This is a genomic window from Methanocorpusculum petauri, assembly GCF_026891975.1.
Taxonomy (GTDB): domain Archaea; phylum Halobacteriota; class Methanomicrobia; order Methanomicrobiales; family Methanocorpusculaceae; genus Methanocorpusculum; species Methanocorpusculum petauri.
Window position 1 is genome coordinate 1 of the sequence record NZ_JAPTGB010000010.1, and the last position, 13,421, is coordinate 13,421.

The window sequence follows — 13,421 nt, forward strand, 5'->3', positions numbered from 1 at the left end:
GGAGCTTCAGCGACAGCATCCCGGGCGACATGACCCTGTATGCAAAATGGACGTCGTCCGGTACCGCAGCAACCGCCACGCAGACCGCCCAGACGACCGCCAAAGCGACCACTGCCCCGGCATCGACGCAGGCACAGAGCGGCACAACCGCCACCACCGCAGCACCGGTCGCCACCACTGCCGCAGGCGCACAGCCCACCTTAACCCAGGCACCCGCCCCGGTACTTGGCGGACTCCTCGGACTCCTCGCAGCGGGCATCCTCCTGCGGCGGAAAAACTAACGGGAGACACCTCCCTGACACCTCTTTTTTGAAAAAAACAAAAACCCTGCCTCATAGCATCTTCAGAGCAGACACCAACCGCCCAACTCCCTGCCGCCTGCATACCACCTCGCAGGAACACAGGAAAACAATCTCACAAAATACCGTCACGCCCCGAAAGGATCACACCGATCACGCTCCGAAACAGCGTCTGAAAACTATTACCCCCGACAAAACCCAAAAAAGAAAAAAATTACATATTCTCCAGATACTTCTTCAGCGCATTCCAGTCGCGGATCTTCAGAATCTCGCCCGCCGTATGCTTCTCATGATGATTCAGCTCCTTTGAATGGTGAATACCATCGCCGAGTTTCGCAATACGAACCTCAACAACATCATTATCACCCTCGCTCTGGATTGCAGCAATCTGCTCAAGGTACGCCACAATCTCTGCCTTCTTTGCTGCACTGGTTGTCATAGACAGTAATCATCCTTCATAGGATATACACACTTGGATAGCGGCAGAATCAGTGTGACACCACAACGTACAACCACAAACAGCACATCCTTCACCACCAGCCCAAAAGGACATTCAGCTCACATCCCAGCGTTCAAACGCCCGCAGTGCAACCCGCCACGACACCCACAACCCCGACAGACCCAGCACCGCAAAAATCCCCGCCCAGACGCCAAGCATCTCCGAAATCAGCAGATGACGCCAGTACACCGCCGCAATCGGTGCAAAACACAACACCAGAAACAACAGAATTCCGACATTCATCCGGTACACAAAATACACCGCAAGCATCAGATCCAGCATCAGCAGTGCTGCGCCGACACATCCCGTCCACCAGACCAGCGGCGACACTCCCAGCAGATCATACCCGTTCAGAAACACCACCGAACCAACCGCCGCCGCCCCGCAAACCAGCGCAGCCGCACCCAGACACAGACACGAAAACACATACCGGGCGGCCAGAATCTCCCGGCGGGAGAGCGGCAGCGCAAGCGCATACCGCTCCCACCGGCTGGAAGTATCCAGTGCCATGGCATTGACAGGCAGAAGAAGAACCATCGCGGTAGCAACCAGAAACGCAACCGAACTGACCCCCCACGGCACAAACAGCACCATACAGACAACGATCACCACTGCCATCATCCCAATGGCCGGCCGCAGATATATCCAGTCCTTCAACAGCAGTCCGTTCATACGCATCTCCTGACTCAGAACTCCTTCTTCGCGTAAATCCCCACCGAAAACCGGTAGGACACAAACACAACAATTGCCGTAATCACGAGCATACCACCGAGAATGACCGGCATCAGTACCGGCGCGGCCAGCGACGTTCCTGAAAGATCCATCAGAAACGTCATACCAAGCATCACCACAACCGGCGTCAGCGCGATCACCATAATAATATAGCGCATCTTCTCTGCCCCGAACTTCAGCGTCAGCGGAAGAGCAATACTGCCCAGAAACAGCCCGCAGGCAACAAACATCACCATCAGCGTCAGCGGATCAATGAAGGGCAGAAAAATTCCCTCGCCCGGCATCAGAACCGTCATCGCAATCGCAATTGCCAGAGAAATAATACCCGCAACGCAAATACCACCCACCATCAGCAGATACCGCTCCGCCACAATCTCCCGGCGCGTCAGCGGCAGGCTCACCGCGTACTTATCCCATCTGGCCGCCGCATCAAAACTGATCGCCGTTGTCGGCAGCATCGCACCGAACATAATCAGAATAATGTACACCGGCAGCTCGTTTCCCATCGGAATAAACACCACACAAAAGATCAGCGCCATAACTGCCAGATACTTCATTGTCGGGTTCAGATTCAGAAGATCCTTGTACAGCAGCCCGTTCACAGCTCCTCACCCCGGGAATAAAACAGCATAATTGACTCGGTTGTTACCGGATCAATCACCATCTCCGGATGCAGAGCGGCAACCGCCCTCTTATCACGGACCAGAACCTCACACCCGAACTGGTTTTTGCGGAACCGGATAATCTGATCTCTCTCGATCCCCGCAATATCCTCTGCACCGCACTTCACTACACCCATGCTGTCCATCAGCTCATCGCGTCCTGCCGAAAAAACAATTTTACCATGATGAATGAACGTCAGATAATCTGCGATCTTATCGAGATCGCTGGTGATGTGCGATGAAATCAGAATCGCATGTTTTTCATCCTGAATGAAATCAAGGAAGATATCAAGAATCTCCTCACGCACGATCGGATCAAGACCGCTGGTCGCCTCATCCAGAATCAGCACATCCGGCTTGTGGGCAAGAGCCGCAGCAATACCGAGCTTCATCTTCATCCCGCGGGAAAACTCCTTAATCTTCTTTTTTTCCCCAAGCCCGAACCGCGCGAGATACGTTTGATATAGTTTCCCGTCCCAACTCTGATAGATGTTTCCGAGAATTTTGGAAATGTCAGCCGGAGTGAGATTGTCGTGGAAACAGCACTCATCAAACACCACGCCAATTCTCTCCTTAATCTCCTTTTCGTGACTGTCCAGATCCATCCCGAGAATCTCAACAGTTCCCGAATTACGATGGATAAGATTCAGCATTGCCTTAATCGTCGTTGATTTTCCTGCACCGTTTTCTCCGATGAATCCCATGATGCACCCTTTCGGTACCGCAAAGGAAACATTGTCCAGCGCAAAGTCCGGATAGACTTTACAAAGATCTGTTACTTTTATTGCATACTCCATTTGTTACTCTCCGTTGTAGAGCAGTTCGAGAGTTTCCCGAAGCTCCTCATACGTAATGCCGCTTTGTGCGGCAATGTCCACGGCTTTTTGCAGATGTTCTTCACACAGCCGCATCTGTTCTTCTTTGATAATCTCAAGATTTGATCTCGCAACAAAACTGCCTTTGCCGGTGACGGTTTCGATAAATCCGTCATGTTCCAGGTCGGTGTAGGCACGTTTTGTGGTGATTACACTGATGCGCAGTTCCTTTGCAAGAAGACGCATGCTCGGCAGTGCGGTCCCTTCGGGAAGCTCGCCGCTGATGATCATGCGTTTAATCTGCGAGGTAATCTGCTCGTAAATGGGCTTATCACTTGCATTGCTGATGATGATGTTCACGGGGACCTCCTGCGTCATATTGTATATATCGTGTATATACATTAATACTTTCGCACGGAGATGTACCGGAAGTAACCACGAACCACGCGAAAAAACCAAATCCCACCGGACACTCAGAGCAGCTTCATACCATGGGAACAACCCTTCTTCATCAGGCATCTTTATCTGATGACGCAACCAATGTATTACCCAAACAGGGGTAGATATTCTGGGTCGAATAGAAAACGCAAATCAGGACGTAGCAGAAGACGGAAGTATTATTCGCGTAAAACTTCCGAACCGTCGCACAAAAGAACAGTTTGCCCAGGCAGAACTCATGCTTGGCTCAAACCATATCAAAGTCCGCTGTTCGGACGGTGTCACCCGTCTTGGCCGCATAAAAGGAAAAATTAAGAAACGGGTTTGGATCCGCGAAGGTGACATTCTCATTGTTATCCCGTGGGATTTCCAGGACGACAAATGCGATATCGTCTACCGCTACACTACCCCGCAGGTAGACTGGCTCCGCTCACACAAATATCTCTGAACACATCACCACCATTTTTTCTCAACGTATCATGGTACAGATTCCTGCATTTGAAACCATAGCACAGGCTCACGGACATACCTGTCCCGGGATTGCCCTTGGCTATAAGATCGCCGTGGTTGCGGCGACCTGGGCGGGAGAGGACGACGACGTCAGAATTGTCGCCCACACCACCCGCTGTCCGCTGGATGCACTCAAAGTTACCTTTGACGTGAAAAACCATCCGGAACGCATGGTTGTCGCTGATACCAACACTGTCAGCTTTGTCATCACCAAACCGGACGGTCGCAGACTCTTCATCGACGAACTGCCGGGAACGCACCTTACCAGTGATGAACTTACCGCGATCAAGAAAAAAGTTGAGGCAGGCACCGCAACCCCGGAGGATCTTCGCCGCATGAACGAGATTAAAGACGAACTTTTCCATGTCATGCAGGCAATCCCGGACGAAAAATTATTCGCCGTTCGCGAAGAATAACTTCGTCCAAACGATATTCTTTTTACGTTTCAGCCCCCATCTGAAATTGAACTATTATGGAGGATATCACATCAACAGTCGAGTTTCAGATGAGCCTGCTGCTCTTCGTGGCGCTCGGCGGATATCTCCTGGCAACACGCATCCACCAGTCCGCGGTTATCGGTGAGATTCTGGTCGGTCTCATTGTGGGTCCCAGCGTTCTCGGGCTGATCACGTACACCGACTTCGTCCAGAGCTTAGCAGGTCTTGGTGCAATCATCCTCCTTTTTGTGATTGGATTTGAGTTCGAGCTTAGTGATATCACCAACTGGCGATATGGGGTGATAGCCCTTGTCGGGGTGATTGTCCCCTGGATTGGGGGATACGCAACATCCATATTCTTCAATATGGACTTCTACACCGCAATCTTCATCGGAACCGCACTTACCGCGACGAGTATTGCAATTACGGCGAACGTACTGCGGGAAATGGGGAAACTTCACCAGCCGTTTGCAAAAGCCATCATCGGTGCTGCGGTTATTGATGACATTCTCAGTCTGATCGTCCTGTCCATCTGCAAGGACCTCGGCGCGACCGGTGAACTTGTGCCGATGGCGGTTGCCCTGACCGTGATCAAATCGATTGGGTTCGTAGTGATCGCAGCGGTTGTCGGTATCAAAGTGATTCCGCCGCTGATCTCCCGAATGGACGCGACGAAACTCGCCCGGCAGTTCCCGGAGTTCGTCTTCATCTTTGCGATGATGGTTGCATTCTTCTATGCAATGGCGGCAGAGTTTGTGGGAGTATCGGCTATTGTCGGTGCGTTCCTTGCCGGCGTGTGTGTCAACCGCGTGAGTCTGAAGCATAGTCTTGACATCAAGCTCGGTGCAGAGTATCTGTACATCATCTTCGCGGCAATATTCTTCGTCTCACTGGGTATTATTGTGGATCTGCAGTATCTGTTCGAAAAACCGGAGATGCTGTGGTTTATTGTTGCGCTGATTGCAGTGGCCATCATCACGAAGGTGGTGGGCTGTGGCCTGCCGGCGCGGCTGCTTGGCATGAACACCCGCGATTCACTGATCATCGGGTTCGGAATGGCTCCCCGCGGGGAAGTGGCGATGATCGTCGGTCTGATTGCGCTGACGCATTTCCAGGACATGGCAGCGGCGGCAGCAGATGCAGTTCAAAAGGAGTATCTGCTCCAGCTGGGGAATGAAGTGTTCATCGCGATTGTGCTGATGTCGCTAATTACAACGGTGATAGTGCCGCTGGTATATCGGGGCTGGTTCTTCAAGTCCGAGAAAAAACCTGATCCTGCTGCAGATTGCAGCAGTAACTAAAATCTTTTTTTGAAATCCCGGATCAAACGTTCACGAGTATTGCAGCCCCGTGAAACATCCCACGTACATAGCACGCGGACAACCGCACTCAACACGTTATCTTCTTCAAAAAATCACGATGAACTGCTGTCACCGCAGTACATCATCCGCTCCCGCACGTATCTTCCGGACCTATTTCTTCTCTCTGGCAAATTTTCCGCGTGCGGGTATAAGATCTCCGATAAGATCGCTTCTCTTCGCCTGCAGCAGTCCGGCAATGACCAGATCATACTGTTTCGGATCTTTCCACTGCAAAAGAGCACGCTGAATGCGTTTTTCACCACCAACCGGCACATAGACTTTCTTCCGGGTAAGGGGATGGAGACCGCTGTAGTACATTGCCGTGGACAAGGTCATGGGAACCGGCGTAAAGTCCTGCACCTGTTCAGTGTAGAGATTGTACTTTCTCAGATACAGTGCAAGATCGATCATATCTTCAATCCGGCATCCAGGATGAGAAGACATCAGATACGGCAGCAGATACTGCCGGTTCCCGCCGTGAGGGGTTGTTCGTTTCTGTAACGATTCAAAGTGTACGTGGAAATCGTAAAACACCCGGTTTTGCGGTTTGTTCATCAGGGCGAGAACAGGTTTGGAGATGTGTTCGGGTGCGACCTTCAGATGTCCGGAGATGTAGTGGTCCCGCAGTTCCAGCAGGTAGTGGTCGCCTGAGGCATCTTTGGGGATGAGGTCGAAGCGGATGCCGGAGCTGATGAACACATGTTTGACCCTTGGAAGGTTGCGCAGACGTTCCAGAAGCGCCAGCTGCCGCTCCGTCCCGTCGGTAAATGCCCCGCACTTAATGCAGTTTTTGTCGGGACAGGGCACTCCCGTTTTCCATTTCTCACACGTACAACCGTACATATTTGCCGTCGGGCCGCCGACATCCTGAATCGTTCCCCGGAACTCCGGCATTTCGGTCATGCGTTTCGCCTCGCGAATGAGTGATTCTTCACTTCGTGAGGTAACGATTCTTCCCTGATGATGCGTGATGGCACAGAATGAGCAGCCGCCGAAACAGCCGCGATGCGTTACCAGAGAGAACTGTACCGGTTCAAGTGCCGGAATTGGTTCTTTGTAGGACGGGTGCTGTCTCCGGGTGAACGGAAGTTCGTAGAGGTGGTCAAGTTCCTTCGTTGTTAGCGGACGCATGGGCGGGTTTGCTACGATTACGGTTTTCGGGTGCGGCTGCACAAGTCTTTTGTGCCCTTCGCGGTACATGACCGCGTAGGCACTTGCAAATACTCCTTTGCCGACCACGCTTGGATAGGACGGCAGTAGCACGGCGTCTTCAGGCGGATTTTTGCGGAATTCACCTACGCTCATCGTCCAGCAGGTGCCGGGAATGTCGCGGATAGTGTTGATTGCATCACCCTGCTGCATCCGTTTTGCGATCTCAATAAGGGCAAGTTCACCCATCCCGTACACAAGAAGCGATGCCGGCGCGTCGGCAAGAATTCCCTGCCGGACACTGTTGCTCCAGTAGTCGTAGTGGGCGAATCGCCGGAGACTTGCTTCAATTCCGCCGATAACGATCGGAATCTGGGGGTACTGCCAGTGGAGAGCGTTCGCATACACTATTGTGGTACGTTCCGGACGGGTAAGTTTTCCCCCGGGTGAGTAACTGTCCTTTGACCGTTTTTTCAGCGCCGGGGTGTAGGCGTTGAGCAGCGGGTCCACAGCACCCGGAACGACTGCAAAAAACAGGCGTGGTTTTCCCAGACGTTTGAAACTTTTGAGGTTGTGATCCTTCCAGTCCGGCTGGGCAAGGACACCCACAGTAAAGCCTGCATCCCACAGAGCCCGTCCGAGCAGTGATGTTGCAAATGAAGGGTGATCTACGTAGGCATCACCGGAAACAAGAATTATATCGGGCTGCGTGATCCCACATTTATTCAGTTCCTCCTGCGTCATCGGCAAAAACTCCGGTTGCGGCAAAGGATTTCGGGGGACACTCATAGTTGTTCTCTATGTTATACCGGAGGGGTGATAAGTGTCGCGGATGTCTGTCCCTACGGGAAACTATATATTACATAATGTAAAATATACTATACACTGAAGGAATGGGAAGACTCAGAAGGTGTCCCCCGGCACAACAGTGGTTATTCCCATTTCCTCCAGGAAGTAGATGAAAATTCCTCCTCTATAGTAGAAACAGCATTCAGCAAGAAAAACAACAGCACACACAACACACGAAATCCAGACAGGTAAGAATCAGTCACATACATACACACACCCATTCATACCACACACCACAGGAAGACTCAAGAGGCATCAGTCGGTGAAACCCCCATGAGACGACTGATGCCGAAGAGTTCTCTCTTTTCCCGAACCTACTCTCTCCGGATATGAGAAAGATATAATATCCCTGTACACAATTGTATAATGTAAAAGGTTGCATACATTCCCGCAGATGGTGGCGGGAATTCAGGCAGGGTTGACAGTCATGAAACAAAATAACTTCTATATCATAATCGGCATTATTGGTCTCATTGAGGTTCTACTTTTCTGGGAGTCCATTCAGGCTTCCAATCCGTTCATTATCGGCGTGGGTTTTGTTGCAGGAGCGCTGCTGTATTTTATTCTGCGCAGGAATGTAACGGACTGCTGTGCTGACGAGCGTCAGAATCTCATTGATATGAAAACAGCGTCAGCTACGCTGAAAGCGTTCTGGGTCAGTTTTTTTTCCGTAAATCTTGCAACAGTCGTCTATGTTTTCAGTGCTTCCCTTGGTTTTCAGAAATTTATTGTTTCTGTATATCAACCGGGTGAAGTAAGCACCCTGTCTGAATCCAAAAACAGTTTGATTCACGGGATAAATTTTACTCAGCCTCCAATGGACAGTTCGGTTGCGTTCACGATTCACCAGAATGCAACGGATGCTGTCTACTCTGTAACTACCGCCCCGATGGAAGTCGTCAGCATCTTCCCGACACCGCCGGAGATGATTGCTATCTCGCATCTTGGCATTTTTGGTGTGATCCAGATTCTTCTGCTCGTGTTAATGTTGTTCATCTATGTAGCTTTCAGAATTTATTACTCTCACAAATTCGGGGAGTGGGATGACGATGAAGAATAAGATCAAAGTCTATCGGGCGATGCACGATCTCACACAGGAGGGGCTTGCACAGGCGCTCGGGGTTACCCGCCAGACGATTCTTGCTATCGAGAAGGGCAAGTACGATCCGTCACTGGAGCTTGCGTTCCGCATGGCGAGATACTTCAATACGACCATTGAGGAGATCTTCACGTTTGAGGGGTGAGGGTCTTCTTTTTTTGAAGGTTCTGGTTCCAAAAAAATAAAAAAGATCAGGCCGCGGCCCTGCGCCGCTCCCATTCATCAAGCACTTCCTGTCCTTCAATGAATACCAGTCCGTGCTCTTTTGCATATGCTTTTGCCCCTTCCTTGTCAAGTGCGAGGCCGTTGTCTGCCATCATCTCGCAGATGGTTACGGCAGGGGTTACGCCCGCCATCTGTGCCAGAGCAACGGATAATTCTGTCTGGCCGCGGCGCTGATCCAGCAGGTCATCTGCTGCGCGCAGCAGTGCCATGTGGCCCGGTGTGCGGAAATCGTCAGCGAACTTTCCGGTAATTCCGTTTTCAAAGTTTTTCACATACTCCGCAATGGAGGTGACGGTCAGTGCCCGATCGCGGTCGGTGACGCCGGTATAGGTGTTGCGGTGGTTTACCCACAGTGAGAAGGAGGAGTGGTTGCGCCGGTCGTAGGGGACGTCTCCCTCTTTTTCCACAATGTCTCCGGCGAACCGCAGGGCGTCGGATGCAAACGGCAGACCGAATGCCTGCGCTGCTGCTCCGGAGATTGCCGTACAGATCAGACCGCCGCCGTCTTTGCGGAACATCCGTATTGTTTCCGGGGTGACTGCAGAGGAGAGGATCGCAAAGTCCGTCTCTTTTTCGCGGTTGTCAAAATCATACAGCAGAATTACCTTGCCCTGTTTCAGGGCGTCCAATGCCTCATCAATCATATCCAATTTCTACCTCTACATTGTCATTGTCACTTAGTCCGAGTGTTCCGCGCAGGGGAACGCCGGAGATTACTTCAATAATGTCTTCCGGATAATGTGTGCGGCCGGGAACCACAATCGCACAGGGGATGTTGTCGATTCTGCAGGGGATACAGTGTGCTTCGCCGAATGTCCGGTGCTCGTCGGAAAATCCTGGAACCGTAATCCACTCAAGCGTATCTATCCGTTTGCGGACGAGAACACTTTGCGGGTTCAGTTTTACATTCAGGGTTCCGGGGTACGGGGAAAACCCGCAGAGTTCGGTGAATTTTTCCTGATAGTGCGGAATGGACATGTAGTATCTGCCCTCACCCACTCCGGAGATCACGCTGCCGGTGAGGACATAGTGGCCGCCGATCCTATCAAAAATTTTGCAGTACTCTGAAAATTCTCGGCGCAGCAGTTCCTCGCCGGTTTTTGTTACCAGTACGAATTGCCCCGATGATTCGGTTGTCCGGGAGATAAGATGCGCAGTTTCCAGCGAGCGCAGTCTGCGCGAAGCGGTCTGCTGACTGATCCCCAGCTGTTCGCCGAGACTCTGTGTTGAGAGACGGACTGGTCCTTTGCATCCCCCCATTGCTGCAATACGCTTCAGACAGAGAGTATCCTCTGCATCGACTGTAACCATGATACTCACTATTGGGTTGTTTCCTATATATGAGTTCGTATCTATTACTTCGTGCATTGACGAATTCGACGACCAGCCTTTTATGTAAGGAACGAAATACAATATGTTGTATGAAACCGGGACTGCGTCAACAGCTTGCCGAAAAAATGGCAGGTGAAATTACTCTCTCAGACGCTCCCGGGAAAGCGCTGAAAAAATGGAGATCCAGTTTTCAGATTGCTCCCGGTGTGCTTGCAGATCACCTTGGTATTTCCCCGTCCGTTATCAGTGATTATGAGAGCGGACGGAGAAAAAGTCCGGGCACCGGAGTGGTTGGAAAAATAGTAGATACTCTTCTGGATATTGATGAGGAGAACGGCGGCAAGTACATTCAGAAGTACGGCAAGCTGCTGTTTTCTGATTACGATGATGAAGTCATCTATGATATCCATGATTTCGCCTCGTCAATTCCGATCCGAGAGTTGTCGGAACTGATCGAATGCACCCTTCTTTACGGCTCACAGGATCATCAGATCTTCGGTTATACCGTGGTGAACAGCCAGAATGCAATTCTGAACCTTTCTCCGAATGAGTTCAACCGCATTTACGGCTGGAGTACCGAACGGGCACTGATCTTCACGGACGTTTCCACCGGAAAGTCTCCGATGATTGCCATCCGGGTAACGCCGTTTAAGCCCCCGTATGTTATTTTGCAGGGGATTGATGTGGAAAATGTTCACCCACTGGTGAAGATGCTTGCAGAGAAGGATCGCATAACCGTATTATGTACGTCGCTTGATGTGCAGGATATTATTACCCGCCTGAGGAATACAGAATGGTAGGAATTATTACCTACGGGGCATACATCCCCCGTTACAGGATTAAGGTCGAGGAGATCGCACGTGTCTGGGGTGCTAATGCCGCAGAGATTAAGGGCGGTCTTGGCGTTTCCGAGAAAGCTGTCCCCGACTATGATGAAAACACGGCAACGATTGCAGTAGAGGCTGCACGCAGCGCTCTTGCACGCAGAGCAGTCGATCCCGCAGAGATCAAGGCGGTCTATGTGGGTTCCGAGTCTCACCCGTATGCGGTGAAGCCGACGGCGGTGACCGTGGGTGAGGCTATCGGTGCAACGCCCGTGATGACGGCAGCCGATTATGAGTTCGCCTGCAAGGCAGGAACCGCCGGTATCCAGACCGCAATGGGTCTGGTTTCGTCGGGTATGATGAAGTACGCGGTTGCGATCGGTGCGGATACTGCACAGGGTGCTCCGGGCGATGCTCTTGAGTACACAGCGGCTGCCGGCGGTGCGGCATATGTGATCGGTAACGATGATCCGATTGCGGTTATCAATCACACCTGTTCGTTTTCGACGGATACACCGGATTTCTGGCGCCGCGAGGGTGAAGATTATCCCCGTCACGGCGGAAGATTTTCGGGAGAACCGGGATACTTTAAGCATGTGACCGGTGCTGCGCATATGATGCTTGAGCATATGGGTACAAAACCTGCGGATTATGATTACGCAGTATTCCACCAGCCGAACGCGAAGTTCCCGCAGAAGGGTGCGGCAATGCTCGGGTTTACGCACGATCAGATTAAAACGGGTCTGCTCGCGCCGCGACTCGGCAACACGTACAGCGGTGCGGTTCCGCTTGGTCTTGCAGCGGTTCTGGACGTGGCAAAACCGGGTGACCGGATCTTTATCACAAGCTACGGCAGTGGTTCGGGTTCGGATGCATTTGACCTGACAGTGACGGATGCAATCCTCGATAAAATTGACCGCTCGAAGGGTCCGTCGGTTGAGGCGATGCTCGCTTGTGCAACGTATCTTGATTATGCGGTGTATGCCCGCCATAAAGGAAAGATCAAGGTGTGAGGTGCGGAAAATGAGAGATGTAGCAGTTATTGGTGCCGGTATCACGGCATTTGGAGAGCGCTGGGACACGTCGTTCCGTGACCTGTGCACGGAGGCAGGTGTTGCTGCGCTTGAGGATGCGAATGTTGCCGGTGAGCAGATCGATGCGATGTTTGTCGGGTCGATGTCTGCGGGCAGGTTTATTGGTCAGGAACATGTGGGCGCACTTGTTGCGGACTATGTGGGTCTCGGCGGCGAGCTGCATGTGCCGGCAACCCGTGTAGAGGCGGCATGTGCTTCCGGCGGTCTTGCGTTCCGGCAGGCGGTTGCAGCGGTTGCATCAGGTATGTCTGATGTGGTTGTGGCAGCCGGTGTTGAGAAGATGACGGATGTGTCGGACGCGACCGATGTCCTGGCCGGTGCAGCAGACAGAGAATGGGAGAGTTTTGCGGGAGCAACATTCCCGGGTCTGTATGCGATGATCGCCTGTGACTACATGCACAAGTACGGTCTGACCCGTGAGCAGCTGGCGCAGGTTGCGGTGAAGAACCATTATCATGGTGCACGCAATCCGTATGCACAGTTCAGATCGGAGATTACGCAGTCTACGGTGATGAAATCGACGATTGTTGCATCTCCGCTGCGGTTGTTTGACTGTTCGCCGGTTTCGGATGGTGCGGCGGTGGTGATTGTCTGTCCGCTGGAGCGTGCGAAGGAGTTTACCGATACGCCGATTCAGGTTCTGGCTTCTGCGCAGGCGGGCGACACGATTGCGCTGCATGATCGTCCGGACTTTTCTACGATGGGTGCAACGGTTGCTGCCGGGAATTCTGCGTTTCAGCAGGCAAAACTGGAACGCAAAGATATTGACTTTGTGGAGGTTCACGACTGTTTCACAATTGCTGAGCTTTGCGCGATTGAGGATCTCGGTTTTGTTCCGAAGGGAACAGCAGGGAAGTTCACGGAGGAGGGCGAGACGCAGATTGGCGGTAAACTGCCAGTGAATACGTCCGGCGGTCTGAAGGCATGCGGCCACCCGGTTGGTGCAACCGGCATCAAGCAGGTCTGGGAGGTTGTCCAGCAGCTGAGAGGCGAGGCAGGTAAACGTCAGGTTGAGGGAGCCGAGGTCGGTATGACCCAGAATGTGGGTGGTACGGGTGCTACGGTTGTGTCGCACATTTTCAGGAGGGCCTAAACG

17 protein-coding genes are annotated in these 13,421 nt (G+C 52.1%); 9 read left to right on the forward strand and 8 right to left on the reverse strand.

Annotated features, from left to right (window positions below; genetic code table 11):
- Positions 1 to 281, forward strand: a 281-nt coding sequence (locus O0S10_RS05390) for a hypothetical protein (protein ID WP_268924876.1), incomplete at its 5' end; no start/stop codon positions are given.
- Between the two features lie 232 nt (positions 282 to 513).
- Here O0S10_RS05390 and O0S10_RS05395 read toward each other — a convergent pair.
- The 5 genes from O0S10_RS05395 to O0S10_RS05415 form a co-directional block, all read right to left on the reverse strand.
- Positions 514 to 738, reverse strand: a complete 225-nt coding sequence (locus O0S10_RS05395; RefSeq protein ID WP_268924877.1) for a hypothetical protein — start codon at positions 736 to 738, stop codon at positions 514 to 516.
- A 114-nt stretch (positions 739 to 852) separates the two neighbouring features.
- The gene (locus O0S10_RS05400) at positions 853 to 1,470 is read right to left on the reverse strand and encodes an ABC-2 transporter permease (protein WP_268924878.1); all 618 of its coding nucleotides are present in this window, start codon (positions 1,468 to 1,470) and stop codon (positions 853 to 855) included.
- Between the two features lie 14 nt (positions 1,471 to 1,484).
- Positions 1,485 to 2,132, reverse strand: coding sequence for an ABC-2 transporter permease (locus O0S10_RS05405; protein ID WP_268924879.1), 648 nt, complete (start codon positions 2,130 to 2,132; stop codon positions 1,485 to 1,487).
- Positions 2,129 to 2,989, reverse strand: a complete 861-nt coding sequence (locus tag O0S10_RS05410) for an ABC transporter ATP-binding protein (RefSeq protein ID WP_268924880.1) — start codon at positions 2,987 to 2,989, stop codon at positions 2,129 to 2,131. The genes O0S10_RS05405 and O0S10_RS05410 overlap by 4 nt, the downstream gene beginning before the upstream one ends.
- 3 nt (positions 2,990 to 2,992) lie before the next feature.
- Complete coding sequence (locus O0S10_RS05415) at positions 2,993 to 3,385, reverse strand: GntR family transcriptional regulator (RefSeq protein ID WP_268924881.1); 393 nt, start codon at positions 3,383 to 3,385, stop codon at positions 2,993 to 2,995.
- 190 nt (positions 3,386 to 3,575) lie between these two features.
- Here O0S10_RS05415 and eif1A point away from each other — a divergent pair, with 190 nt between their 5' ends.
- From eif1A to O0S10_RS05430, 3 genes are read left to right on the forward strand one after another with little or no spacing between them, the layout of a single operon-like run.
- A complete protein-coding gene (gene eif1A / locus O0S10_RS05420) occupies positions 3,576 to 3,893 on the forward strand; it encodes a translation initiation factor eIF-1A (RefSeq protein ID WP_268924955.1) in 318 nt (105 codons plus the stop codon).
- Between the two features lie 31 nt (positions 3,894 to 3,924).
- Positions 3,925 to 4,371, forward strand: coding sequence for a formylmethanofuran dehydrogenase subunit E family protein (locus tag O0S10_RS05425; protein WP_268924882.1), 447 nt, complete (start codon positions 3,925 to 3,927; stop codon positions 4,369 to 4,371).
- Between the two features lie 56 nt (positions 4,372 to 4,427).
- A complete protein-coding gene (locus O0S10_RS05430; RefSeq protein ID WP_268924883.1) occupies positions 4,428 to 5,693 on the forward strand; it encodes a cation:proton antiporter in 1,266 nt (421 codons plus the stop codon).
- 171 nt (positions 5,694 to 5,864) lie between these two features.
- On the opposite strand, the gene O0S10_RS05435 is transcribed toward O0S10_RS05430, so the two are convergent.
- The gene (locus tag O0S10_RS05435) at positions 5,865 to 7,646 is read right to left on the reverse strand and encodes a YgiQ family radical SAM protein (protein WP_268924884.1); all 1,782 of its coding nucleotides are present in this window, start codon (positions 7,644 to 7,646) and stop codon (positions 5,865 to 5,867) included.
- A gap of 532 nt (positions 7,647 to 8,178) precedes the next feature.
- Here O0S10_RS05435 and O0S10_RS05440 point away from each other — a divergent pair.
- Positions 8,179 to 8,811 (forward strand): DUF2178 domain-containing protein, encoded by a 633-nt coding sequence (locus O0S10_RS05440; RefSeq protein ID WP_268924885.1) that lies wholly within the window; start codon positions 8,179 to 8,181, stop codon positions 8,809 to 8,811.
- Positions 8,795 to 8,995, forward strand: coding sequence for a helix-turn-helix transcriptional regulator (locus tag O0S10_RS05445; RefSeq protein WP_338148558.1), 201 nt, complete (start codon positions 8,795 to 8,797; stop codon positions 8,993 to 8,995). Before O0S10_RS05440 ends, O0S10_RS05445 begins: the two co-directional genes overlap by 17 nt.
- Before the next feature lie 46 nt (positions 8,996 to 9,041).
- On the opposite strand, the gene ribB is transcribed toward O0S10_RS05445, so the two are convergent.
- Positions 9,042 to 9,719, reverse strand: a complete 678-nt coding sequence (ribB, locus tag O0S10_RS05450) for a 3,4-dihydroxy-2-butanone-4-phosphate synthase (RefSeq protein ID WP_268924886.1) — start codon at positions 9,717 to 9,719, stop codon at positions 9,042 to 9,044.
- Positions 9,712 to 10,386, reverse strand: coding sequence for a DUF120 domain-containing protein (locus tag O0S10_RS05455; RefSeq protein ID WP_268924887.1), 675 nt, complete (start codon positions 10,384 to 10,386; stop codon positions 9,712 to 9,714). The genes ribB and O0S10_RS05455 overlap by 8 nt, the downstream gene beginning before the upstream one ends.
- A gap of 110 nt (positions 10,387 to 10,496) precedes the next feature.
- Here O0S10_RS05455 and O0S10_RS05460 point away from each other — a divergent pair, with 110 nt between their 5' ends.
- Genes O0S10_RS05460 through O0S10_RS05470 form a run of 3 tightly spaced genes read left to right on the forward strand, consistent with a single transcriptional unit; the run spans position 10,497 to position 13,418 of the window.
- Positions 10,497 to 11,207 carry a helix-turn-helix domain-containing protein gene (locus O0S10_RS05460; RefSeq protein WP_268924888.1) on the forward strand — a complete coding sequence of 237 codons (711 nt, stop codon included), beginning with the start codon at positions 10,497 to 10,499 and terminating at the stop codon, positions 11,205 to 11,207.
- Positions 11,201 to 12,244, forward strand: a complete 1,044-nt coding sequence (locus O0S10_RS05465) for a hydroxymethylglutaryl-CoA synthase (RefSeq protein WP_268924889.1) — start codon at positions 11,201 to 11,203, stop codon at positions 12,242 to 12,244. The genes O0S10_RS05460 and O0S10_RS05465 overlap by 7 nt, the downstream gene beginning before the upstream one ends.
- 10 nt (positions 12,245 to 12,254) lie before the next feature.
- Entirely contained in the window at positions 12,255 to 13,418 is a 1,164-nt protein-coding gene (locus O0S10_RS05470; protein ID WP_268924890.1) for an acetyl-CoA acetyltransferase, read from the forward strand.
- Positions 13,419 to 13,421: the final 3 nt, after the last annotated feature.